General features: G+C 73.8%; 21 protein-coding genes, 1 tRNA gene and 1 other RNA gene. 13 read left to right on the top strand and 10 right to left on the bottom strand.

The features are described 5' to 3' along the window. Window positions 1–9 precede the first annotated feature (9 nt). From FJR00_RS03010 to aceE, 4 genes are all read right to left on the bottom strand, one after another. On the bottom strand, window positions 10–1,059 hold the full coding sequence (locus FJR00_RS03010) for a beta-ketoacyl-ACP synthase III (RefSeq protein WP_238330272.1): 1,050 nt from the start codon (window positions 1,057–1,059) through the stop codon (window positions 10–12). After that, window positions 1,056–2,078: an ACP S-malonyltransferase gene (locus FJR00_RS03005; protein ID WP_141337413.1), complete on the bottom strand. Its 1,023-nt coding sequence runs from the start codon at window positions 2,076–2,078 to the stop codon at window positions 1,056–1,058. The genes FJR00_RS03010 and FJR00_RS03005 overlap by 4 nt, the downstream gene beginning before the upstream one ends. A 108-nt stretch (window positions 2,079–2,186) precedes the next feature. Next, window positions 2,187–3,368: a PucR family transcriptional regulator gene (locus FJR00_RS03000; RefSeq protein ID WP_238330271.1), complete on the bottom strand. Its 1,182-nt coding sequence runs from the start codon at window positions 3,366–3,368 to the stop codon at window positions 2,187–2,189. Window positions 3,369–3,454: 86 nt separating this feature from the next. Beyond that, a complete protein-coding gene (aceE, locus tag FJR00_RS02995) occupies window positions 3,455–6,214 on the bottom strand; it encodes a pyruvate dehydrogenase (acetyl-transferring), homodimeric type (protein WP_141337412.1) in 2,760 nt (919 codons plus the stop codon). Window positions 6,215–6,353: 139 nt separating this feature from the next. Between aceE and FJR00_RS02990 the strand changes: the two genes are divergently transcribed. From FJR00_RS02990 to FJR00_RS02965, 6 genes are all read left to right on the top strand, one after another. After that, complete coding sequence (locus tag FJR00_RS02990) at window positions 6,354–6,788, top strand: DUF3052 domain-containing protein (protein WP_075957806.1); 435 nt, start codon at window positions 6,354–6,356, stop codon at window positions 6,786–6,788. Then, the gene (locus tag FJR00_RS02985) at window positions 6,785–7,249 is read left to right on the top strand and encodes a peroxiredoxin (protein WP_075957805.1); all 465 of its coding nucleotides are present in this window, start codon (window positions 6,785–6,787) and stop codon (window positions 7,247–7,249) included. The genes FJR00_RS02990 and FJR00_RS02985 overlap by 4 nt, the downstream gene beginning before the upstream one ends. A 75-nt stretch (window positions 7,250–7,324) precedes the next feature. Further along, window positions 7,325–7,397 (top strand) — tRNA-Val (locus FJR00_RS02980). 1 nt (window position 7,398) lies between these two features. Next, complete coding sequence (locus FJR00_RS02975; protein WP_141337411.1) at window positions 7,399–8,337, top strand: Nif3-like dinuclear metal center hexameric protein; 939 nt, start codon at window positions 7,399–7,401, stop codon at window positions 8,335–8,337. Then, complete coding sequence (locus tag FJR00_RS02970) at window positions 8,334–9,071, top strand: zinc ribbon domain-containing protein (protein ID WP_075957803.1); 738 nt, start codon at window positions 8,334–8,336, stop codon at window positions 9,069–9,071. The genes FJR00_RS02975 and FJR00_RS02970 overlap by 4 nt, the downstream gene beginning before the upstream one ends. Then, window positions 9,068–10,372 carry a histidine phosphatase family protein gene (locus tag FJR00_RS02965; RefSeq protein WP_141337410.1) on the top strand — a complete coding sequence of 435 codons (1,305 nt, stop codon included), beginning with the start codon at window positions 9,068–9,070 and terminating at the stop codon, window positions 10,370–10,372. Before FJR00_RS02970 ends, FJR00_RS02965 begins: the two co-directional genes overlap by 4 nt. On the opposite strand, the gene FJR00_RS02960 is transcribed toward FJR00_RS02965, so the two are convergent. Beyond that, window positions 10,369–11,118, bottom strand: coding sequence for a YaaA family protein (locus tag FJR00_RS02960; protein WP_141337409.1), 750 nt, complete (start codon window positions 11,116–11,118; stop codon window positions 10,369–10,371). The genes FJR00_RS02965 and FJR00_RS02960 overlap by 4 nt on opposite strands. A 32-nt stretch (window positions 11,119–11,150) precedes the next feature. Here FJR00_RS02960 and FJR00_RS02955 point away from each other — a divergent pair, with 32 nt between their 5' ends. Then, a complete protein-coding gene (locus tag FJR00_RS02955; RefSeq protein ID WP_141337408.1) occupies window positions 11,151–12,626 on the top strand; it encodes an RNB domain-containing ribonuclease in 1,476 nt (491 codons plus the stop codon). Continuing rightward, window positions 12,623–12,781, top strand: coding sequence for a hypothetical protein (locus tag FJR00_RS15660; RefSeq protein ID WP_158068633.1), 159 nt, complete (start codon window positions 12,623–12,625; stop codon window positions 12,779–12,781). The genes FJR00_RS02955 and FJR00_RS15660 overlap by 4 nt, the downstream gene beginning before the upstream one ends. A gap of 72 nt (window positions 12,782–12,853) precedes the next feature. On the opposite strand, the gene rnpB is transcribed toward FJR00_RS15660, so the two are convergent. Both rnpB and FJR00_RS02945 read right to left on the bottom strand, forming a co-directional pair. Then, window positions 12,854–13,233, bottom strand: an RNA gene (gene rnpB / locus FJR00_RS02950) — RNase P RNA component class A. A gap of 25 nt (window positions 13,234–13,258) precedes the next feature. Then, window positions 13,259–13,924 (bottom strand): MBL fold metallo-hydrolase, encoded by a 666-nt coding sequence (locus tag FJR00_RS02945; RefSeq protein ID WP_141337407.1) that lies wholly within the window; start codon window positions 13,922–13,924, stop codon window positions 13,259–13,261. A gap of 85 nt (window positions 13,925–14,009) precedes the next feature. Here FJR00_RS02945 and FJR00_RS02940 point away from each other — a divergent pair, with 85 nt between their 5' ends. Then, entirely contained in the window at window positions 14,010–15,467 is a 1,458-nt protein-coding gene (locus FJR00_RS02940) for a GuaB1 family IMP dehydrogenase-related protein (RefSeq protein ID WP_202876579.1), read from the top strand. A 52-nt stretch (window positions 15,468–15,519) separates the two neighbouring features. On the opposite strand, the gene ppgK is transcribed toward FJR00_RS02940, so the two are convergent. Continuing rightward, complete coding sequence (ppgK, locus tag FJR00_RS02935) at window positions 15,520–16,275, bottom strand: polyphosphate--glucose phosphotransferase (protein WP_141337406.1); 756 nt, start codon at window positions 16,273–16,275, stop codon at window positions 15,520–15,522. A gap of 48 nt (window positions 16,276–16,323) precedes the next feature. Further along, window positions 16,324–17,184, bottom strand: coding sequence for a type I methionyl aminopeptidase (map, locus tag FJR00_RS02930; protein WP_075957798.1), 861 nt, complete (start codon window positions 17,182–17,184; stop codon window positions 16,324–16,326). An 87-nt stretch (window positions 17,185–17,271) separates the two neighbouring features. Here map and FJR00_RS02925 point away from each other — a divergent pair, with 87 nt between their 5' ends. Then, the gene (locus tag FJR00_RS02925; protein ID WP_075957797.1) at window positions 17,272–17,505 is read left to right on the top strand and encodes a hypothetical protein; all 234 of its coding nucleotides are present in this window, start codon (window positions 17,272–17,274) and stop codon (window positions 17,503–17,505) included. Window positions 17,506–17,514: 9 nt separating this feature from the next. On the opposite strand, the gene FJR00_RS02920 is transcribed toward FJR00_RS02925, so the two are convergent. After that, window positions 17,515–18,516: a TIGR03557 family F420-dependent LLM class oxidoreductase gene (locus tag FJR00_RS02920; protein WP_141337405.1), complete on the bottom strand. Its 1,002-nt coding sequence runs from the start codon at window positions 18,514–18,516 to the stop codon at window positions 17,515–17,517. Window positions 18,517–18,556: 40 nt separating this feature from the next. On the opposite strand from FJR00_RS02920, the gene FJR00_RS02915 reads away from it, so the two are divergent. The 3 genes from FJR00_RS02915 to FJR00_RS02905 are packed head-to-tail and all read left to right on the top strand — an operon-like array spanning window position 18,557 to window position 23,425. Then, on the top strand, window positions 18,557–18,904 hold the full coding sequence (locus FJR00_RS02915; protein WP_141337404.1) for an MGMT family protein: 348 nt from the start codon (window positions 18,557–18,559) through the stop codon (window positions 18,902–18,904). 4 nt (window positions 18,905–18,908) lie between these two features. Further along, window positions 18,909–20,237 (top strand): glutamine synthetase family protein, encoded by a 1,329-nt coding sequence (locus FJR00_RS02910; RefSeq protein ID WP_075957794.1) that lies wholly within the window; start codon window positions 18,909–18,911, stop codon window positions 20,235–20,237. A gap of 11 nt (window positions 20,238–20,248) precedes the next feature. Further along, entirely contained in the window at window positions 20,249–23,425 is a 3,177-nt protein-coding gene (locus FJR00_RS02905; protein WP_141337403.1) for a bifunctional [glutamine synthetase] adenylyltransferase/[glutamine synthetase]-adenylyl-L-tyrosine phosphorylase, read from the top strand. The last annotated feature ends 2 nt before the right edge of the window (window positions 23,426–23,427 follow it).

The following is a 23,427-nucleotide window of genomic DNA, read 5'->3' as shown; positions in this document are numbered from 1 at the left end:
GGCGGACGGTCATGGCATCACCACGACCTGGGCGGCGTAGACCAGGCCCGCGCCGAAGCCGATCTGGAGGGCGAGGCCACCGTGCGGAGCCTCCCGCTCGTCGAGCATCCGCGACATGGCCAGCGGGATCGAGGCCGCTGAGGTGTTGCCGGTCTCGGCGATGTCCCGCGCCACCGGCACGTGGGCGGGCAGCTTGAGCGCCTTGATCATGGCGTCGGTGATGCGCATGTTGGCCTGATGGGGGACGAAGGCATCCAGGTCATCGGTGGTGATCCCGGCCGCGGCCACCGTGTCGATCGCGACCTGGGCCATGGAGAACACCGCCCACCGGAAGACGGTCTGTCCCTGCATGACGAAGGAGGGCCAGGCGATCTCCCCGTGGTGGGAGGGGTCCTCCATCGCCGGGCGCAGCTCGGTCCAGGGCTCGCGCTGGGTGATCACGTCGGTCTTGTCGCCCAGGCTGCCCCACAGGGTGGGCCCGATGCCGGGCGTCTCGGAGACCCCTACGACCGCGGCCCCCGCCCCGTCGCCGAAGATGAAGGCCGAACCCCGGTCGTGCTTGTCCGTGAAGTCGGACAGCTTCTCCACCCCCACGACGAGGACGTGGTCGACCGTCCCGGCGCGCACCATGTCGTTGGCCAGCGAGATGCCGTGGCAGTAGCCGGCGCAGGCGGCCGAGATGTCGAAGGCGGCCGGGTCGGGGATCCCGAGGCGGTGGCCGAGCTCGGGCGCGGCAGCCGGCGTCTGGTAGGGGTGGGTGACCGTGGCCATGATGACCGCGCCGATCTGTCCCGGGTCGATCCCGGCCCGGTCGACGGCCTGCCGCGAGGCGGCCTCGGCCATGTCGACCACCGTCTCGTCCGGCCGGGCGAACCGGCGGGTGACGATGCCGGACCGCTGCTGGATCCACTCGTCCGAGGAGTCGATGTGGCGGCAGATCTCCTCGTTGGTCACCACGCGCTCGGGGCGGTAGCCGCCCAGGCCGAGGATCCGGGCGTGCCGGAGGGTCTGCGGGCTCGTCAGCGTGGGGACGGGACGACCGGGACGGGTAGGGGTCACGGGGTGTCCTCCTGAGGGTGCAGCCGCGGCGACTGGGTGGGGGGGTGGGCGGATCCGTCCGTCGCGACGGCGTCCCGGGGCCGGCCGTGGTCGCGGACCATGCGGCGCGCCTCGTCGAGGTCGTCGGGGGTGCGCAGGGCGAGGGTCTCCACCCCGCGCAGGCCGCGCTTGGCCAGACCGACCAGGGTGCCGGCCGGGGGGAGCTCGATCAGACCGGTGACGCCCATCGAGACGAACGTCTCCATCGTCAGGTCCCAGCGCACCGGGCTGGAGACCTGCTGCACCAGCCGGCGGAGCACCTCCTGCCCGTCGTCCACCACGCGGCCGTCGGCGTTCGACAGCAGCGGCAGCGACGGGTCCATCGGGGCGAGCTCGCGCGCGTGCCTGCTCAGCCGCTCCACCGCCGGCTGCATGTGCCGCGTGTGGAAGGCCCCGGCAACCTGGAGGGGGATGACCCGGGCCCGTGCGGGCGGGGCGTCGGAGAGGGCGGAGAGCTGGTCCAGCGTGCCGGCGGCCACGACCTGGCCGGCACCGTTGTTGTTGGCCGCCGTCAGACCGAGGGACTCCAGGGTCGAGAGCACCTCGACGGGCTCGCCGCCGACGACGGCGCTCATGCCGGTCGCCGCGGCGGCCGAGGCCTCGGCCATGCCCAGTCCCCGCTCGCGGACGAAGGCCGTCGCCTCGTCGTCGGTGAGCACCTCCGCGATCGCCGCCGCCGTGATCTCCCCGACGGAATGGCCGGCCGTCGCGCCGACCAGGTCGAGCAGCGGGGCGCCCTCGGTCGTGGCCGCCGTTCCCAGCGCCGACAGGCAGACCAGCCCGGAGCCGACGATGAGGGGCTGGGCCACGGCCGTGTCCTTGATGGTCTCCGCGTCCGAGACGGTGCCGTGAGCCACCAGGTCGGTCCCGGCGACCTCCGAGAGCCGGCCGAGCCGGTCCACGAGGCCGGGAAGCTCCAGCCAGGGGGAGAGGAAGCCAGGGGCCTGGGAGCCCTGTCCGGGCGCGACGATGACGAGCACGACCCCCACTCTGCCCGCCGAGGACCCGGATCGGCCTCAGGGTTCTCGACGAGAACCAGGGAGTGCCCTTGGAGGAATCCTCCAAAGACGGTGGTGCCGGTCGTGGTCTCAGTGGGCGGGCCGGCGGCCCCGACCCGTCATCCGCCCCAGGGCGAGCGCGACCTGCAGCACCCAGGCGTCCCGGGGGTCGTGGGGATCGAGGGCGACGACGTCCGCCACCCTTCGCAGGCGGTACCTGACCGTGTTGGGGTGCAGGAAGAGCGACCGGGCGGTGGCCTCGAGGGCGCGGCCGTGGTCCAGGTAGGCCTGGACGGTCTCCAGCAGCGGGGAGGGGTGGTCCCGCAACGGACGGTAGACCCGGTCGCTGAGCATCCGGCGGGCGGGCTGCTCGCCCAGCAGGGCGCGCTCGGGGAGCAGGTCGTCGGCGCCCACGGGCCGGGGGGCCTCCCGCCAGCCGGGCGCGGCGTCGCAGGCCGAGAGGGCGGCGCGCACGCTGCGGCCGGCCGCGAACAGGTGGGGGACCCGCGGGCCGACGACGACGGGGCCGCGCCCGAGGAGCGGCGCGAGGACATTGGCGTCGGACAGGGGGTCGTCCGTCCCGCCGAGCACGCACACCAGCCGGCGTCCCAGGGCCGCGGTGAGCACGTGCCGTCCCGCCCGCTGCGCCGCGGACCGGACCCCGTCGAGGGCAGGTCCGGACCCGCCCTCGGGCAGGGACCCGACGACGACGGCCACCCCGGTCACGTCCTCCCAGCCCAGCTCGGCGGCCCGGGAGGCCAGGGTGTCGTCGGCCTCGCCCCGCACGATCGCGTGGACGACCAGGGACTCCAGCCGCGCGTCCCAGCCGCCCCGCTGCTCCGCGGCCCTCGCGTACACCGTGGCCGCGGCGAACGCCACGTCCCGCGAGTAGCGCAGCACCGCCTCCCGCAGGCGGGGGCGTTCCTCCGCCCCCACCAGGTCGTCGACGGCGTCCTCGACGGTCGCCACCGCCGTCCGGGTCAGGTCCAGGGCCTGCCGCAGGGAGATGGTCTGGGCCAGGGCACGGGGGGCTGCGGCGAACGGGTCCCCCGATATGCTGCGCTCGGGGGCTCCAGCGGCATACCAGGTGAGCAGGTTGGTGATCCCCCCCTGGGCGATCAGACCGACCCAGGAGCGGTCGTCGGGGCTCAGCGCCGTGAACCAGTCGTGCTCCTCGGCCATCCTCCGCGTGACCCGGGTCGCCAGCTCTCCTGCGCGTCGCTGCAGGGGCTCGGGGCGACCGGTCGAGCCCGGGGGCGGGGAGGGGTGCACCGGTCCAGCCTAGTGACCGCACGCACGGGGCGGGGCGGCCGGCAGTCGCACCGGCCGCCCCGCCCGGGCGTGCGAAGGTGCCGTGCTCAGGCGTCCCCGCCCACGTTGCCAGAGGTGCCGGCGTTGACGTCGAGCAGCCGGTAGCGCTCGGCCGCCTCCCGGGGCACCTGGGGGTCGAGCTCCCCGCGGTCGGCGAGCATCTGCAGGGCCTTGACCGCCATCGACGGACCGTCGATGTGGAAGAACCGGCGCGCCGCCGCACGGGTGTCGGCGAACCCGAAGCCGTCGGCGCCCAGGGCGTGGTAGTCCTCGGGCACCCACGGGGCGATCTGGTCCTGCACGGCCCGCATGTAGTCGCTCGTCGCGACGATCGGGCCGCTGCCCTCCGACAGCCGCCGGGTCACGTAGGGCACCCGCCGCTCCTGGTCGGGGTGGAGGAAGGCGTCCTCGTCGCAGGCCATCGCCTCCCGGCGCAGCTCGGACCAGGAGGTGACCGACCAGACGTCGGCGTGCACGCCCCAGTCCTCCCGGAGGAGCTCCTCGGCCTCCAGCGCCCACGGCACCCCCACGCCGGAGGCCAGCAGCTGGACACGACGGCCCTCGTCGCCGGACTCCGCCGCCTTGATGCGGTGCATCCCCTTGACGATGCCCTCGGTGTCCACGTCCTCCGGCTGGGCGGGCTGGCGCATCGGCTCGTTGTAGACGGTGAGGTAGTAGAAGACGTCCTCGGCGTTCTCGCCGTACATCCGCTCGAGGGCGTCGGGCAGGATGTGCGCCATCTCGTAGGCGTAGGCGGGGTCGTAGGAGACGCAGGCCGGGTTGGTGGACGCCAGCAGGGGGGAGTGGCCGTCGGCGTGCTGCAGCCCCTCGCCGGTCAGCGTGGTCCGGCCGGCGGTCGCCCCGATCATGAAGCCGCGTACCAGCTGGTCGGCCGCGGCCCAGATGCCGTCACCGGTGCGCTGGAAGCCGAACATCGAGTAGAAGATGTAGAACGGGACCATCGGCACGGAGTGGGTGTCGTAGGAGGTGCCGGCTGCGGTGAAGGCCGCCACCGACCCCCCCTCGTTGATGCCCACGTGCCAGATCTGGCCGCTCGTCGACTCCTTGTAGGCCAGCATGAGGTCGGCGTCCACGGAGGTGTAGTTCTGACCGTGGACGTTGTAGATCTTCGCCGTGGGGAAGAAGCTGTCCATGCCGAACGTGCGCGCCTCGTCGGGGATGATCGGCACCAGGTGCTTGCCGAACTCCTTGTCGCGCATCCACTCCTTGAAGATGCGCACCAGCGCCATCGTGGTGGCGACGTTCTGCTTGCCGGAGCCCTTCTTGGCGACGTCGTAGACCTTGGCGTCCGGCAGCTTCAGCTCGCCGGCCTTGGCGGGCTCCCGCTTGGGCAGGTAGCCGCCCAGCTCCTTGCGGCGCTCCTGCATGTAGCGGATCGCCTCGTCGTCCTGACCGGGGTGGTAGTACGGCGGCTTGTACGGGTCGGCCTCGAGCTGCTCGTCGGAGATCGGGATCCGCAGGCTGTCGCGGAAGCCCTTGAGGTCGTCGAGGGTCATCTTCTTCATCTGGTGGGTCGCGTTGCGCCCCGCGAAGTGCGTGCCCAGGCTGTAGCCCTTGATCGTGTGGGCCAGGATGACCGTCGGCTGGCCGGTGTGCCGCAGCGCGGCGGCGTAGGCGGCGTAGACCTTGCGGTAGTCGTGCCCACCTCGCTTGAGCTTCCACCAGACGTCCTCGTCGGACCAGTCCTTGACCATCTCCTTGGTGCGGGGGTCCCGGCCGAAGAAGTGGTCGCGGATGAAGGCCCCGTCGTTGGCGCGGAAGGTCTGGAAGTCGCCGTCCGGGGTGGAGTTCATCAGGTTGACCAGGGCCCCGGAGGTGTCCTTGGCGATGAGCTCGTCCCAGCCGCGGCCCCACAGCACCTTGATGACGTTCCAGCCGGCACCGCGGAAGAAGCTCTCCAGCTCCTGGACGATCTTGCCGTTGCCGCGCACCGGCCCGTCCAGCCGCTGCAGGTTGCAGTTCACGACGAAGGTGAGGTTGTCGAGCTCGTCGTTGGCCGCCACCTGGAGCAGGCCGCGCGACTCCGGTTCGTCCATCTCGCCGTCGCCGAGGAAGGCCCACACGTGCTGCTGGCTGGTGTCCTTCAGGCCGCGGTTGTGCAGGTACTTGTTGAACGCGGCCTGGTAGATCGCGTTCATCGGCCCCAGGCCCATGGAGACGGTGGGGAACTGCCAGAACTCGGGCATGCTGCGCGGGTGCGGGTAGGACGGGAGCGGCTGGACGTCCTCGTCGAGCCCGCGGCTCTTCTCCTGCCGGAACCCGTCCAGGTCCTTCTCCGAGAGCCGCCCCTCGAGGAAGGCCCGGGCGTAGATGCCGGGGGAGGCGTGGCCCTGGAAGAAGATCTGGTCGCCGCCGCCCTCGTGGTCACGGCCGCGCCAGAAGTGGTTGAAGCCGACCTCCCACAGCGTGGAGATCGAGGCGTAGGTCGAGATGTGGCCACCGACGGAGATCTCGGGGTGCTGGGCCCGGTGGACCATGACGGCCGCGTTCCACCGGATCCAGGCCCGGTAGCGCCGTTCCATGTCCTCGTCGCCGGGGAACCACGGCTCGCGCTCGGGCGGGATCGTGTTGATGTAGTCGGTCGTCGTCAGAGACGGCAGACCCACCTGGGAGTCGCGGGCGCGCTCGAGCATGCGGAGCATGAGGTAGCGGGCGCGGCCCCGGCCGCCGGCCTCGATCGCGGCGTCGAGCGACTCGAGCCACTCCTGGGTCTCGTCGGGGTCCGTGTCCGGGACCTGGCTCGGCAACCCGTTGAGGATCGGGCCGACTGGACGCTCGAAAGACATGGGGCAACCTTTCCGTCGTGGTGACGGTGCCAGTCTGTCACGCCGGGGCGACCGGACCTCCGGTCGGTCCGCACCGGCACGGCAACCTGCGGGCGCCGCCTTTACATCCGGCCCACCCTCTAGTTGTGTAGTCCCCACCATGGACGGTGAGAGGAACGTGAACGAGATCGGCACGGACGCAGGCCCGCTCGTCGGGCCCGCCCGACGGCTGGGCTTCGCCCCCGGCCAGATCGTGGTGGAGTACGGCGACGACGACGACGTCGAGGAGGACCTGCGGGCGGCCGTCGAGGCCCTCGTGGAGGGGCCGCTCGAGGGGGAGGACTACGACGGGGTCGTCGACGTCGTCCTGCTGTGGTGGCGCGACGGCGACGGCGACCTGGCCGACGAGCTCGTCGACGCCCTCACCACGCTGGAGGACGGCGGGTTCATCGCCCTGCTCACACCCGGGGCGGGGCGCCCGGACCGGGTGGCCGCGCACGAGGTGCAGGAGGCCTGCACCACGTGCTCGCTGTCGGCCTCGGGAGCGGTGCCCCTGGGCTCCTGGGTGGGTCAGCGGCTCGTGGGTCGTCGGTGACGACCGTCCCCCGGGTGGGCGACCGCGCGCCCGAGCTGGACCTGCCCGACCAGCACGGGGAACGGCGGCTGCTGCCGGAGCTCGTGGCCGACCGGCACCTGCTCGTGGTGTTCTTCCCGTTCGCCTTCTCCTCCATCTGCACCGGGGAGCTGCTCGAGATCCAGCTCAACATCGACGAGTTCGTCAACGACCGGGTGCAGGTCGTGGGCGTCTCGTGCGACCCCACCTCCTCGCTGCGCGCGTGGGCCGCCCAGGAGGGCTACCGCTTCCCGCTGCTGTCGGACTTCTGGCCGCACGGTCGCGCCGCCCGTTCCTACGGGGTGCTCGACGAGGGCACCGGCGCGGCGACGCGAGGCACCTTCCTGGTGGACCCCGACCGGGTGGTCACCTGGAGCCTGGTCCACGGCCCGGGCGAGGAGCGGCCGATCGGGCTGCTGCACGAGGCGGTCCGCGGGCTGTAGCTCAGAGGCGAGGAGGCCGTCGGTGCGCCGTGTACGCCGGGGGTCCCGCGGGGCTGGCACAATGGTCGCCCCAAGGGGCCTGTAGCTCAGCTGGTAGAGCGCCGCGTTTACACCGCGTAGGTCGTCGGTTCGAGCCCGGCCGGGCCCACGTGGACAACAGCAGAGAGACCGCAGGACCGGACGGGCTGCCGCTCCACGAGGTGGTGTCCGTCCTGGAGCGGCTCTACCCCCCCGACACCGCCCAGTCGTGGGACCGCGTGGGGCTGGTCGCGGGCGACCCGGACCAGCGGGTGCGGCACGTGCTGCTGGCGGTCGACCCGACGCTGGAGGTCGTCGCGGAGGCGGTCGCGACCGGGGCGGACCTGGTCCTGACCCACCACCCGCTGCTCCTGCGGGGGATCCACTCCGTGGCCACGACCACGGCGAAGGGCGCCACCATCACCGACCTTGTCGTCAACGACGTCGCCCTCTACTGCGCGCACACCAACGCCGACGTGGCCGACCCCGGCGTGGGTCACGCCCTGGCGCGCGCCTGCGGCCTGGGAGCCACGCAGCCCCTGCAGGTCGTAGAGGGGCAGGACCTCGGCCGGGTGGGCGACCTGCCGGAGCCGACGACCCTGGCCGACCTGGCCGCCCGGCTGCACGCCGCCATGCCGCCCACGGCGGGAGGGGTGCGGGTGGCCGGTCCTCCCGGGGCGCTCGTGCGCCGGGTCGCCGTGCTGGGCGGGGCGGGCGACTCCGCCCTGGCTGCCGCGCGGGCCAGCGACGCCGACGTCTACGTCACGGCCGACCTGCGTCACCACCCTGCCCTGGAGGCGCGCGAGGAGGCCCGGGCCCAGGCCCGCGCCCGCGGTGCGGAGCCGGGGAGGGGGACGCCGTACCTCGTCGACGCCGGGCACTGGGCCAGCGAGTGGCTGTGGCTGCCGCTCGTGCGCGATCTGCTCACCGAGCGGCTCGGCGGTAGCGTGAGCCTCTCCCTGTCCACCGTGCGCACCGACCCCTGGGACTTCGTCGTGGGCGCACGTCCACCGGCGGAGGACCACCCGCCCGCCGGTCCGTCCGCCCCCCGACCCGGAGGTATGCCGTGAAGGCCAGCCCGCAGATGCAGTCCCGACTCCTGGACCTGCTCGACCTCGACACCAGGCTCACCCAGCTGGACCACCAGCTGCGCACGCTGCCGGAGCTGACGGACATCGCCCGGCTCGAGTCGGCCGAGGCGGACCTGAAGGCCGAGGTGGTGCGCACCGAGACGGCGGTCTCCGACCTGCAGCGCGAGGTGGCCCGGGCCGAGGCGGCGGTCCAGCAGGTGCGCGACCGGGCCGCGCGCGACCAGGCGCGCCTCGACGAGGGCAGCGGCACGTCCAAGTCGCTGCAGGGGCTGCAGCACGAGCTCGCCTCGCTCGCCCGGCGCCAGGAGGTGCTGGAGGACGAGCAGCTCGAGGTCATGGAACGTGTCGAGGCGGCCCAGGCGGCCGCCGACCGGGCCGTGCGGGAGCACGCCACCCACGCCGAGAAGCTGGCGGCGCTGAGGGTGCAGCGCGACGAGAAGGCCGCCCGCATCGGGGCCGAGCGGGAGCAGGTCGCCGAGGGTCGTCCCGGGATCGTGGCCGACCTGTCCGCCGAGCTGCTCGCCCTCTACGACCGGGTACGGGCGCACAGCGGCACCGGTGCCGCCCCGCTGGTGCAGCGTCGGTGCGGCGGCTGCCGGCTCGACCTCAACGCGGTCGACCTCTCCCGGATCCGCAACGCCCCCGAGGACGAGGTCCTGCGCTGCGAGGAGTGCGGCCGGATCCTCGTCCGGACCGAGGAGTCCGGCCTGTGAGCCTTCGTCCCGCCCTGCTGGTCGAGGCCGACGGTGGGTCCCGGGGCAACCCGGGGGTGGCCGGCTACGGGGCGCTGGTCAAGGACGCACGGACCGGCGAGCTGCTCGCCGAGCGGGCCCTGCCCCTGGGGACGGCCTCCAACAACGTCGCCGAGTACAGCGGCCTCGTGGCGGGCCTGGAGGCCGTGCTCGACCTGGGCCTGGCCACCGACGCGGCCGTGGAGGTCCGGATGGACTCCAAGCTGGTCGTGGAGCAGATGTGCGGACGGTGGAAGATCAAGCACGAGGACATGCGCCGGCTGGCCCTCCAGGCCCGCGCCCTCGTCGACCGCATCCAGGCCGCAGGTGGTTCGGTCCGGTTCACCTGGATCCCCCGCGAGCGCAACGGGGCGGCCGACGCGCTGTCCAACGTCGCGATGGACGGCCGGACGGTCCACCGCGACCTCGCGCGCGAGCGCGCGGGCTCGGACGGACCCGGGACGGCGGAGGAGACGCCCGCCGCGGCAGGGCCCGGCACGGGGCAGGTCTTCGGCGACGCCCGCGTGCCGCTCACCGACGTGTTCGTCTCCGACGAGACCGTGCCGACCCTCGAGGGGCAGACCCGGCTGGTCCTGGTGCGGCACGGGGTGACCGACTTCACCCAGGGCCACCGGCTCGACGGACGCGGAGGCGCCGACCCCGCCCTTAACGCCACCGGGCTGGCGCAGGCCAGGGCCGCCGCCGTCGCCGTGCGGCGTCTGCTGGACCGCTCGGACCCGGGGCGCGTCACGGTGGTCTCGTCGTCGCTGCGGCGGGCCCGGCAGACGGGGCAGGTCGTCGCCGACCACCTGGGCGTGGCCCGCGAGGAGGATGCGGACTGGGACGAGCAGGGGTTCGGCTCCTGGGACGGTCGGGCCATGCCCGACCTCGTCCGGGACAGCGCCGCGGACCTGGCCCGCCTCCGGCACGACCTCGACTTCGCCCCTCCCGGCGGGGAGACCCGTCGCGAGCTCGACCGACGGGTGGGCGCGGCGCTGGGTCGGGCGATCTCCCGCGGGGGGACGGTGGTGGTCGCGACCCACCGGGTGGTCCTGATGTCGGTGCTCGGCCGGCTGCTGGGCATCGACCACTCCCGGGCCTGGTCGGTCGCCACGGCGCCCACGTCCCTGACGGCGGTCGAGGTCTGGGCCGACGGCGGTGTCCAGGTGGAGTTCGTCAACGACACCCACCACCTCTACGACCCCGCCTTCGCCGAGGACCTCGCCCAGCTGGAGGCGCAGGTGCGCATCCTCGACAGCTCCCTGGAGGGCCCCCCGGCCTAGCCTCGGTGGACGACGTCCATCGTCCAGGGCCTCCCGGCCCGCCCCGGCTTGTGCAGGGCGACCTCGAACTCCTCCTCGAGGAGCTCGACGAGCGCCTCCGGGCGTCGGGGGTCCTCGGGGGTGCGGCACAGGGCCCGGGCCACCAGCCCCCGGGTGTGCTTGGCCATGTGGGTCGCACCCGGCACCCGCACCTGGACCCACCGGCGGCCGAGCTCGCCCGCCGGGGCCCAGGCGGCGGCATACGTGCTGGACCGGCAGTCCACGACCAGGCCGCGGCCGGCCGCCGAGGCGAGCACCGGTCCCAGGTGGGGGCGCCAGAACGTGGCCAGGGGCCCCGGCCCTGGCAGCGGCACCCCCATGGAGAGGCGGTAGGGGGCCAGCCGGTCGGTGGGTCGCACCGCGCCGTAGAGCGCCGACACCACGACGATCCGGCGGGCGGCCCGACGGGCGGACGCGGCGTCCAGGGAGGCGAGGTCCAGAGCGTCGTAGAGCACTCCGGTGTAGAGCTCCCGGGCCGGCAGCGCGGGCGCGTCCGCCAGGCGCAGGTTGCGCCCGACCTCGCCGGCGACGGCCGGCCCGACCCCGAGCAGCGACGCCGCGTCCGGGCGTGCGCTCACCGTCGTCAGGGCCTTGGCGACCTCCGCGCGGGCGGGGGCCAGCTCGGGGAAGGAGAGGGTATGCGGTCGCGCGGGTGCCCCGCGGTCCCGGGTCGCCTTGGACTCGGACGGGGGCAGGAGGATCAGCACGACAGGCAGGGTAGGCCACGTAGGGTGACGGCATGGTTCAGCGTGCGACACGGCTCACCGGCACCGGTGAGCACACCCAGCTGCTCGAACGGGCCTTCGCGCGGGCCCGGGCCGAGCAGGACCTCCCGACCGGCTTCCCCCCCGAGGTGCTCGCCGAGGTCGAGCGGGCCGTGGCCGACCCGGACCTGCCGGAGCGGGACGAGACGCAGGTCCCCTTCGTCACGATCGACCCTCCCGGCTCGATGGACCTCGACCAGGCGATGCACATCGAACGCGCCGGTGAGGGCTACCGGGTGCGCTACGCGATCGCCGACGTCCCGGCGTTCCTCCGGGAGGGGGGTGCCCTCGACGAGGAGGTGCGTCGACGGGGCATGACGGTCTACTGCCCCGACGTGCGCGTGCCCCTGCACCCCCCGCAGCTGAGCGAGGACGCCGCCAGCCTGCTCCCCGACCAGGTGAGGCCCGCCTACGTGTGGGACATGCACCTGACGCCGGAGGGGGAGCGGGACCACGCCGACCTCTACCGCGCGATGGTGCGGTCCGTGCGGCGCTACACCTACGAGGAGGTGCAGGGCCTGGTGGACGGCGGGACGGCCGAGCCCACCCTGCGTCTGCTCAAGGAGGTGGGCGAGCTCCGGGTCCGGCGCGAGGACGACCGGGGCGGTGCCAGCCTGCCGATGCCGGAGCAGGACGTGGAGGTCGACGACGCGGGCCACTACCACCTCAGGCTGCGTCCCCTCCTGGCCGCGGAGGACTGGAACGCCCAGATCTCGCTGCTCACCGGGATGGTCGCGGCCCAGATCATGCTCGAGGCGGGCACGGGGATCCTCCGCACGATGCCCGCACCCGACGAGGGCAGCGTGGCCCGCTTCCGTCGGGAGGCACAGGCCCTGGGGGTGCCCTGGCCGGAGGAGCTCAGCTACGGACGGTTCCTGCGGACCCTGGACCGTGACGACCCTGCCCACCTGGCCGTCGTCAACGCCGCCACCAGCCTGTTCCGCGGGGCCGGCTACACGGTGCTGGACGGCGTGGCCCCGGCGGAGGAGGACGTCGTCCAGGCGGCCATCGCCGCCCCCTACACGCACACCACGGCGCCCCTGCGCCGTCTCGTCGACCGGTTCTCCCTGGCCGTGTGCGAGGCGCTCGTCCACGGCCGGGAGGTGCCCGGCTGGGCCGCTGCGGCGATGCCGGTCCTGCCCGACCTCATGGCCGAGGCGGACCGGCGGACCCGCTCGGTCGAGCGGGCCTGCCTGTCGGCGGTCGAGGCGGCCGTCCTGGCCGACCACGTCGGGGGGACCTTCGACGCCGTCGTGGTGGACGTGGGCCGACGTGGCGACCCCGTGGTCCAGCTGGTCGACCCGCCGGTGAGCGAGTTCGCCGAGGGGAGCGCCGAGCCCGGCGCCGAGGTCCGGGTCGAGGTGGTCGGCACCGACGTGCTCTCCGGGCAGGTCGACCTGCGGGTGGTCGGCGGGGTGGCGTCCGCCGGTGTGGCAGAATCGCCCGCATGAGCTTCCGTGCGCCCGCCCCGACCTCCGACTCGTTGCCGACGGGTTCTCCCGACACCCGGTCGATGAACAAGGTCCTGTCGGTCATCCCGATCGGGGTCGCCGCCTTCACGGCGGTCTTCGTGCTCGTCGACCTGGTCTCCGGCGCGCTCTTCTGACCGGCCCACCCACGACGTCCCGGAGGCGCCGCCGGCCGAGGCCGGCGGCGCCTTCCGTGCGTCCCGGGGGCGAGGATGAGCCGACCGGTACGCCGGGTTCTGTCCCTCCGCGCCGTCGCCGGCCCTGCGGAGGTGGCGGCCATCCATCTACGACGGCCGTTGCCGACCGCCTCCAGCGACCTACCCGTGCGCTCGGGCGGGTAGCCCTCGAGCACGCACTGTCTGGTCTTGCTCCCGGTGGGGTTTACCGAGCCACGCCAGTCGCCTGGCGTGCTGGTGGTCTCTTACACCACCCTTTCACCCTGACCCACCGGCGGACCGGTGGGCGGTCTACTTTCTGTGGCACTGTCCCGCGGGTCGCCCCGGGTGGCCGTTAGCCACCACCGTGCCCTGTGGAGCCCGGACGTTCCTCGGCGGACCCGGGGGTCCGACGCGGCCGCCTGGCCGACTCATCCTCGACCACCCAGTCTACCGCCTCTACCGCCCCAGCGTCGTCGCGCCCGCCCCCCGCAGGTCGAGCACCTCGACCCCGCCGTCGGCGCCGAAGTCTGCGACGTGCCCGAGGTACATCGACCGGCCGGTGTCGTTGAGCAGCCCGTCGTGGATGGGGACCACGCCCTGTCGCGGTGCGATCCGGCGGACGAACTGCAGGGTCTCGGCGACCTTTCCCCAGGGCGCGTTGACCGGGACGGCCAGCACGTCCACCGGCCCGGGCTCGGCGTCCAGGGCGTCCCCGGGGTGGAACAGCACGGGAGCACCTTCGGCCTCCAGCACCACCCCGGTGTTGCCGATGCGTTCCACCCACGGGTGGATGACGGCGTGCTGCTCACCGACCGGGCGCACGAGGACCGGGTCGAGGTCCACCTGGCCGCCCGGCTCGAGGCGCTCCACCCGGCCCTCCAGCCCCTCGCGCACGAGCAGGTCGGCGGTCTGCGCCTCCACGAGCACCCGGGCGTCGGGGTTGGCCCGCAGCAGGTCCGGCCCGCGACGGGGGTCGAGGTGGTCCGGGTGCTGGTGGGTCACGACCACGGCGGTCAGGCCGCGCAGCCCGTCGAGGTCGGAGAAGGAGCCCGGGTCGACGAGGATCCGCTGCCCGCCCTCCTCGACGAGCAGGCACGCGTGGCCCAGGTGCGTCAGCTGCATGATGCGCCTTCCGTCTCGGGTGGATGTCACCCCCACGCTAGGACGGCGGGAGGACCGACGCCAGGGGTGCGTACGCTGGGTCCCCGTGGAGTTCCTCAACGGCATGCGGCCGACGCACGAGCTGACCTACGACGACGTGTTCATGGTGCCCTCCCGCTCGGCGGTCACCTCCCGGCTCGACGTCGACCTGACCACCCCGGACCGCGTGGGGACGACGATTCCGGTGGTCGTGGCCAACATGACCGCCGTCTCCGGCCGACGGATGGCCGAGACGGTCGCCCGGCGGGGCGGCACGGCCGTGCTGCCGCAGGACATCCCGCTGCCCGAGGTGCGGCGCACCGTCGAGCGGGTCAAGGGCAGCCACCCGGTCTACGAGACCCCCATCGTCATCGAGCGCTCCGCCCCGGTCGCCCAGCTGCTGTCCGTCATGGGCAAGCGGGCGCACCGCGCCGCGGTCGTCGTGGAGGCGGGCCGTCCCGTCGGTGTGGTGACCGAGGGCGACTGCGAGGACGTCGACCGGTTCTCCTCCGTCGCCGAGGTCATGCAGGAGCCACGGGTGGTCCTCGAGGACGGGGTCGACCTGCGGGTCGCCTTCGACGAGCTCGAACGGACCCGGGCCGGTCTGGCACCGGTGGTGGCCGGCGGCCTGCTGCGCGGGATCGTCACGCGCACCGGGCTGCTGCGGTCGGCGATCTACGCCCCGGCGGTCGACCGTGACGGCCGGCTCTGCATCGGGGCCGCGGTGGGCATCAACGGGGACGTGCCCGCCAAGGCGACCGAGCTGCTCGGCATCGGCGTCGACGTGCTCGTGGTGGACACCGCCCACGGCCACCAGGAGAAGATGCTCGACGCGCTCCCGCAGGTCGTCGCGGTCCGCGACGAGCACGCCGACCGGACCGGCGTGCGGGTCCCTGTCGTGGCTGGCAACGTCGTCTCCCGGGCCGGGGTCCACGACCTGGCCGCCGCCGGGGCCGACATCGTCAAGGTGGGGGTGGGACCCGGCGCCATGTGCACCACCCGGATGATGACCGGGGTGGGCAGGCCGCAGTTCTCCGCGGTCGTGGAGTGCGCCGAGGCGGCCCGCGAGAGCGGGATCCACGTGTGGGCGGACGGCGGGGTCAAGCACCCCCGGGACGTGGCGCTGGCGCTCGCCGGCGGCGCGGCCTCGGTCATGGTGGGGTCCTGGTTCGCGGGCACCCTGGAGTCGCCCGGCGACCTCATGCGCGACGCGGAGGGGCGCGCCTACAAGGAGTCCTTCGGGATGGCCTCCGCACGGGCGGTGCGGCAGCGCACGAAGGACCTCTCGGCCTTCGACCGCGCCCGCTCGGCGCTGTTCGAGGAGGGCATCTCCTCCGGACGGATGTTCCTCGACCCGCTGCGGCCCGGGGTCGAGGACGTCGTCGACCGCATCGTCTCCGGCGTCCGCAGCGCCTTCACCTACGCCGGCGCGCGCACGATCGGGGAGTTCCACACGCGGTCGGTCGTCGGGGTGCAGGGCGCGGCCGGGTTCGAGGAGGGCAGGCCGCGCCACACCTCCTGGTAGGTGCTCCTGGCCGGCCCCGTCGGACGCGGTCGTGGCGGGGAGGACCGCCGCCCTACTCCTCCAGGTGCCGGGTGTGCCAGGCGGCGCCGATGATGCCGGCGTCGTTGCGCAGCTCGGCCGCCACGATGGGGGCGCGCAGGTGGAGCAGCGGCAGGAACTTGTGGGCCTTCTTCGAGACCCCCCCACCGACGATGATGAGATCGGGCCACAGCAGGTTCTCCACGTGCGAGTAGTAGCGCTGCAGCCGTTCGGCCCACTCCTCCCACGACAGGTCCTCCTGCTCGCGGGCGCTGCTGGCGGCCCGGGTCTCGGCGTCGTGCCCGTCGAGCTCGAGGTGCCCCAGCTCGGTGTTCGGGAGCAGCTCGCCGCCACGGAACAGCGCCGAGCCGATCCCGGTGCCCAGCGTGGTGAGCAGCACGACGCCGTCGTTGCCCCGGCCCGCCCCGAAGTGCATCTCGGCGACCCCCGCGGCGTCCGCGTCGTTGACCACGTGCACCGGCCGGTCCAGCCGACGGGTGAACAACGCGTCGGCGTCGGTGCCGATCCAGCTGCTGTCGATGTTCGCCGCCGTCCGCACCACGCCGTGATGCACCACCGCCGGCACCGTGATGCCGACCGGGCTCTCCTCGTCGATGTCGTCGAACTCCTCGATGATCTCGGCCACGATGTCCGCCACCGCCTCCGGGGTCGCGTCGTCGGGGGTGTCGATGCGGACGCGGTCGTCGGCGAAGGCGCCCTTGTCCAGGTCGACGGGAGCGCCCTTGATGCCGCTGCCGCCGATGTCGACTCCGAGGATGTGCTGGCCCATGGTGTTGGTCCTTCCGAAGGGGGCTGGGAGGGGTGGGTGACCCGGTCGTCAGGGCAGGGTGAGGATCTCCGGTCCGTCCTCGGTGACGAGGATGGTGTGCTCGAACTGGGCGGAGGGGCGGCCGTCGGCCGTCAGGACGGTCCAGCCGTCGTCCCACTCGACCCACTCGTGCGTGCCGAGGTTGAGCATCGGCTCGATGGTGAACGTCATCCCGGGCTCGATGAGGGTGTCGTAGTCGGGGGCGGCGTCGTAGTGCGGGATCACCAGTCCGGAGTGGAAGGCCTCGCCGACGCCGTGACCGGTGAAGTCGCGGACCACCCCGTAGCCGAACCGCCGCGCGTAGCTCTCGATGACCCGGCCGATGACGTTGATCTCCCGTCCGGGCCGGGCGGCGCGGATGCCCCGCATGAGGGCCTCCTGGGTGCGCTCCACGAGCAGTCGTGTCTCCTCGGCCACCTCGCCGCAGAGGAAGGTGGCGTTGTTGTCGCCGTGGACCCCCCCGACGTAGGCGGTCACGTCGATGTTGCAGATGTCGCCGTCCTGCAGCTCGCGGTCGTCCGGGATGCCGTGGCAGACGACCTCGTTGACCGACGTGCACAGCGACTTGGGGAACCCGCGGTAGCCCAGCGTCGAGGGGTAGGCCCCGTGGTCGAGCAGGAACTCGTGCCCGGCGCGGTCGATCTCGTCGGTCGTCACGCCCGGGCGGACCATCTCGCCGCACAGCTGCAGCGCCTGGGCGGCGATGCGCCCGGCGTGCCGCATCCGCTCGACGGTCTCCTCGTCCTTGACCTCCGTGCCGCGGAACGGCGCCGGTGCCGGCCGGTCGACGTACTCGGGGCGGGCGATGCCGGCCGGGACCGGGCGGCGCGGGCTGATCTTCCCGGGGGCGAGGGGGATGCTGGTCGGCATAGGGTCGAGTGTAGGTGCCCCGCCACGGGTGCCCACGGTCGAGCAGACGGCTGCGCCCCTGCGGGGGTGCACCGGAGAGGAGTCGGTATGCAGTACTGGTTCAACACGCGCACACGGCAGGTGGAGGCGGCCGACGACCCGGAGCGGGCGCGCAGCCACGACCTCCTGGGCCCCTACGAGACCGAGGAGGAGGCCTCCCGGGCGTTGGAGATCGCCGCCGAACGGACCGCCCGCTGGGACGAGGAGGAGGCCGCCGAGGACGCGTGGCGCACGGGTGACCCGCAGGCCCGTGACTGGGACGCCAACCCGCTCAACGGCTGAGCGGTCGCCTCACCGCCGCAGGGCGGGCAGCACCTCGCGACCGAACACCTCGATCCACTCCCGCTGGTTGCGGCCCACGTTGTGGAGGTAGACGCGGTCGAACCCGTGGTCGAGGTAGCCCTGCACGGTCGCCCGGTGCACGTCCGGGTCGCTGGAGATGACCATCCGCCCGGCGAAGTCCTCGGGCCGCACGAGCCGGGCCATCTGGGCCAGCTCGTGGGGGGAGCGGATGTCGGCCTTGGGGAAGGCCATCCCGCCGTTGGGCCACTCGGTGAGGGCGTTGGCCAGGGCCTCCTCGTCGGTCGGCGCCCAGGACAGGTGCAGCTGGAGGACCTTCGTCATGCCGTCGGGGTCCTTGCCGGCGTCGCGGGCGCCCTGGGCGAAGCGGTCCAGCAGCATCCCGACCTTCTCGTGCGGGGCCCCGACGGTGATGATCCCGTCGGCGTGCCGGCCGGTGCGACGGGCGTTCACCGGCCCCGCCGTGGCCACGAGGATGGGAGGTGCCTGCTCGGGCATCGTCCACAGGCGCGTGGTCTCCATCCGGAAGTGCTCGCCCGACCAGCGCGTGTCCCTGCCCTCCCGGGACGCCGCGAAGAGCTGGGCGATCAGGTCCACCGCCTCGAACAACCGGCGGGACCGCTCACCGGCCTCCGGCCAGTAGCCGCCCACGACGTGCTCGTTGAGCGCCTCCCCGACGCCCAGCCCCAGCCAGGTCCGGCCGGGGTACATCGCCTCGAGGGTTGCCGCCGCCTGGGCCACCATGGCCGGGTGCCACCGGAAGCTCGGGCAGACGACCCCCGGGCCCAGGTCGCCCCGGGTGCGCTCGCCGACGGCCGTGAGCACGTTCCACACGAAGGCGGACTGCCCCTGCGCCGGGACCCAGGGCTGGAAGTGGTCGGCGGCCATGCAGCCGGAGAAGCCGTGCTCCTCCGCCAGGGCGGTGAGCCGCACGGCCTCCGTGGGGTGGAACTGCTCGAGCATGGCGGCGTAGCCGATGGTGGGGGTGCTCATGGCTGCAGCGTAGGCGCCGCGTCCGGGTAGGGTCCGGCGGATGGACGACCTTCTCGTCGAACGCGTCCTCCGGGCCGTCGAGCAGGTGCCTCCCGGACGGGTCGTCAGCTACGGGGACCTCGCGGCCCTCGTGGGCACCGGCCCCCGTCAGGTGGGTGCGGTCCTGGCCCGGTGGGGCGGGTCCGTCCCGTGGTGGCGGGTGACCGACCGCGCCGGCCGCCTGCGCCCCGACCTGCTGGCCCGGGCCCGGCCACGCTGGGAGCAGGAGGGCATCGGGCTGCACCCCGACGGGCGGGGCTGCCGGATCGGGGCCCACCGGGCGGACCTCGACCGGCTCGCCGAGGACCACGGGCGGGCCACCGCCGACCTCGAGGATGCGGCAGGATGAGCCCATGAACCGCCAGCAGGAGTACGTCCTCCGGACCATCGAGGAGCGGGACATCCGGTTCGTCCGGCTCTGGTTCACCGACATCCTGGGCACGCTGAAGTCCGTGGCCGTGGCGCCCGCGGAGCTGGAGCAGGCCTTCACCGAGGGCATCGGCATCGACGGCAGCGTCATCGAGGGCTTCACCCGCGTCTACGAGGCCGACATGGTCGTCCAGCCCGACGCCGACACCTTCCAGGTGCTGCCCTGGCGGGAACGGACCGCCAGGATGTTCTGCGACATCCACATGCCCGACGGCACCCCGGCCCCTACCGACTCCCGGCACATCCTGCGCCGGGCCCTCGACGCGGCCGGTCAGGAGGGGTTCACCTTCTACACCCACCCGGAGATCGAGTTCTACCTGTTCAAGGAGCCCTACGAACCCGCGGTCGGGCCGGTGCCCGTCGACCAGGCGGGATACTTCGACCACGTCGCCCGGGGCGACGGGCACGACTTCCGCCGGGGGGCGATCGAGATGCTCGAGCAGATGGGCATCTCGGTGGAGTTCAGCCACCACGAGGGTGGCCCCGGCCAGCAGGAGATCGACCTGCGCTACGCCGACGCGCTGTCCATGGCCGACAACATCATGACCTTCCGCACCGTGGTCCGGGAGGTCGCCCTCCACGAGAAGGCCTTCGCCACCTTCATGCCCAAGCCCCTGGCGCTGCACCCCGGCTCGGGGATGCACACGCACGTCTCCCTGTTCGAGGGGGACGCCAACGCCTTCTACGAGCCCGGGGCCTCCTACGAGCTGTCGACCACGGGGCGTCGGTTCATGGCCGGGGTGCTGGCGCACAGCCGCGAGATCTGCGCGGTGACCAACCAGTGGGTGAACTCCTACAAGCGGCTCTGGGGCGGCGGCGAGGCCCCCGCCTACGTGTGCTGGGGGCACAACAACCGCTCGGCCCTGGCCCGGGTGCCGATGTACTCCATCGGCAAGGGCCACTCCCGCCGGATCGAGGTCCGCTCGATCGACGCCGCGTGCAACCCCTACCTCACGTATGCGGTGATCCTCGCCTCCGGGCTGCGCGGCATCAAGGAGGGCTACGACCTCCCGCCCGAGGCGGAGGACGACGTGTGGGCCCTGACCGACGGGGAGCGACGGGCGCTCGGGATCGACCCGCTGCCGCAGAGCCTGGGCGAGGCCGTGGCCGTCATGGAGGACTCGGACCTGGTGGCCGAGGTCCTGGGGGAGCAGGTGTTCGACTTCTACCTGCGCAACAAGTGGCAGGAGTGGGGCGAGTACCGCTCCCAGGTCACCCGCTTCGAGCTCGACCGCTACCTGCTCCACCTGTGAGGTCCGGACCCGTGCGGCGACGAGGCGGCCCGCCGGGGGAGGACGACGGGTCGGTGACGGCGGCCGAGCTGGCGCGCGCCGGGGTGGCGGACACCCGCCGGTCCGGAGGCCTGCTCACCGAGGTCGTCGGACGGGCCGGGCCCGGGTTCGACGTGGCGGCACTGCTGGCCGACCTCTCCCGGGTGGCCGACCCGGACGCCGCCCTGCTGGGCCTGGTCCGGCTGCTCGACCCGCGCACCACCGCGGCCGACGGGTCCCGGACCGACGAGCCGGTGCTGCCCGTGGTCCGGGACACCGGGACGCGGCGTCGGCGCCTGCTGGCGCTCCTGGGCGGCAGCGGTGCCCTGGCCGACCACCTGGCCCGCCATCCGGAGCACCTGCCCGACGTGGTCGACGGTCAGGACCCCGACCCGTCCGCGGTCGAGGAGTCGGTCCACGGTGCGTCCGGGCGGGACGGGGCGGAGGCGCTGCGGGTCGCCTACCGGCGCCAGCTCCTGCGGGTGGCCACCCAGGACCTGACCAGCGAGGACCCGGTCGAGCTCGTCCCGACCGTGGCCGCCTGGCTGGCCGAGCTCGCCGGGGCCGCCCTCCGCGGGGCGCTGCTGCTGGCCCGGGCGGAGACGGAGGGGGAGGAGGGCTGTGAGCTCGCGGTCGTGGCCATGGGCAAGACCGGCGGGTGCGAGCTGAACTACATCAGCGACGTCGACGTCATCTTCCTGGCCGCACCCCGGGACGGGACGCCGGAGGACCGGGCGCTGGCGGTGGGGGCGACCCTGTCCAGCGCGGTCATGCGCATCTGCGGGCAGTCCACCTCCGAGGGGTCGCTGTGGCCCGTGGACGCCGCCCTGCGTCCCGAGGGCAAGAACGGTCCGCTCGTCCGTTCGCTGCACTCCCACCAGGAGTACTACCAGCGCTGGGCCAAGACCTGGGAGTTCCAGGCGCTGCTCAAGGCCCGGCACGTCGCCGGCGACGAGGAGCTGGCCAGGCGCTGGTCCGAGCTGGTCGAGCCGCTGGTGTGGGGGGCCTCGGGGCGGGAGAACTTCGTCGACGACGTGCAGGCGATGCGACGCCGCGTCGAGCGTTCCGTGCGTGCCGGAGACGGGGACCGGGAGCTGAAGCTGGGACCGGGTGGGCTGCGGGACATCGAGTTCAGCGTCCAGCTGCTGCAGCTCGTGCACGGCCGCACCGACGAGTCGTTGCGCTCGAGGACCACCCTGGAGGCCCTGGCCGCCCTCCGGGACGGAGGCTACGTGGGCCGTGACGACGCCCGGGTCCTCGACGAGGCCTACCGGTTGCTGCGGGCGCTGGAGCACCGCCTCCAGCTCCACCGGATGCGGCGGACCCACGTCATGCCGACGGCGGACGCCGAGCTGCGCCGCCTGGGTCGGTCGCTCGGCGAGCGGGGGGAGGCCGACCGTGCGGTGGTCCAGCGGTGGCGAGCGGTGCAGCGCGACGTGCGCCGGCTGCACGAACGGCTCTTCTACCGCCCGCTGCTGGGCGCCGTGGCCCGGTTGTCCACCGACGAGGTCCGGCTGTCCCCGGAGGCGGCCCGGGAGCGGCTCTCCGCACTCGGCTTCCGGGACCCGGACGGAGCCTTGCGCCATCTCGCCGCCTTGACGGAAGGGGTCAGCCGGCGGGCCACCATCCAGCGCCACCTGCTCCCGGTGATGCTGGCCTGGTTCGCCGACGGGGCCGACCCGGACGCCGGGCTGCTGGCCTTCCGGCGGATCAGCGACGCGCTGGGCACGACCCACTGGTACCTGGGGATGCTGCGGGACGAGGGGACGGCCGCCGAGCGCCTGGCCCGGGTGCTGTCGACCAGCCGCTACGCCGTGGACCTCCTGCTGCGGTCGCCCGAGACGGTGGCCCTGCTCGGGGACCCCGGGGCCCTGCAGGTGCCCGACCAGGAGGCCCTGCTGGCCCGCATGGCCGCTGCCGCGACCCGCCGGGACGACCCGGCCGGGGCGGTCCTCGCCGTCCGCACGGTGCGGGCCCGCGAGCTCGTCCGCGTCGTGCTGGGGGACCTGGTCGGAGGCTGGTCGGGGACGCAGGTGCGCCGTGCCCTCACCGACGTCACCGAGGCGACGCTGCGCGGGGCGCTCGACGTCGCCCTCCGCACGGTCCGGGAGCGGGACGGGGAGCTGGTCACCGACCTGCTCGTCGTCGGGATGGGGCGGCTCGGCGGGAGGGAGCTGGGATACGCCAGCGACGCCGACGTGCTCTTCGTGCACCGGCCCCGCCCGGGTGCGGACGCGGAACGGGCGAACCGCCAGGCGGCGGACGTGGTGGGCGAGCTCCGGTCGGGACTGTCCGACCGTTCCGGTCCCGACCCCGTGCTCGAGCTCGACGCCGACCTGCGGCCGGAGGGGCGGTCCGGACCCCTGGTGCGCAGCCTGGAGAGCTATGCCACCTACTACGCACGTTGGTCGGCGGGGTGGGAGTCGCAGGCGCTGCTGCGGGCCCGTCCGGTCGCGGGGGACCCGGACCTGGCCCGCGCCTTCACCGAGCTGGTCGAGCCGCTGCGCTGGCCCGCGGGCGGGATCGCGCCCGAGGCGGTGCGGGAGATCCGTCGGCTGAAGGCACGGATGGAGTCGGAGCGCCTGCCGAGGGGGGCGGACCCGCGCGCCCACCTCAAGCTCGGCCGCGGCGGCCTGTCCGACGTGGAGTGGGTCGTGCAGCTGCTGCAGCTGCAGCACGCGCACGAGCACGACGGGCTGCGCACGACGAGCACCGTGGAGGCCCTGGACGCGGCGGTGGGTGCCGGCCTGCTCGACCAGGAGGACCAGGTCGTGCTGGCGCGCGCCTGGGAGACGGCTTCCCAGCTGCGCGACGCCGGCGTGATGTGGCGGGGCCGGCCGGTCGACTCCGTCCCCAGCGCCTTGCGGGACGCGGAGGGCATGTCACGGGTGATGGGGCGGCCTCCCGGGCACGGGTCCGAGCTGGCCGAGGAGTGGCGGCGCACCGCGCGGCACGCCCGCCAGGTCGTCGCCCGGTTGTTCTACGGGGACGCCCCGCCGGCGCACGGAGGCCGAGGGCCGGCGACCACGCGCCGGGACCGGGGCCTGCCGGGCAGGGCCGCCGGGTTCTCCCGGGCGGCGGACGGGCCGCCACCGTCGGCCGCCCGGTTCCCCCGCCCCACCAGGGGACCCAGGAGCGGGGGGCGGGACACCGGCCGGGGGCGTTCGTAGGA

The organism is Ornithinimicrobium kibberense, assembly GCF_006519705.1.
Taxonomy (GTDB): domain Bacteria; phylum Actinomycetota; class Actinomycetes; order Actinomycetales; family Dermatophilaceae; genus Ornithinicoccus; species Ornithinicoccus kibberensis.
The sequence above is the reverse complement of the archived record's forward strand: the minus strand, read 5'-3'. Positions and strand labels throughout refer to the sequence as shown.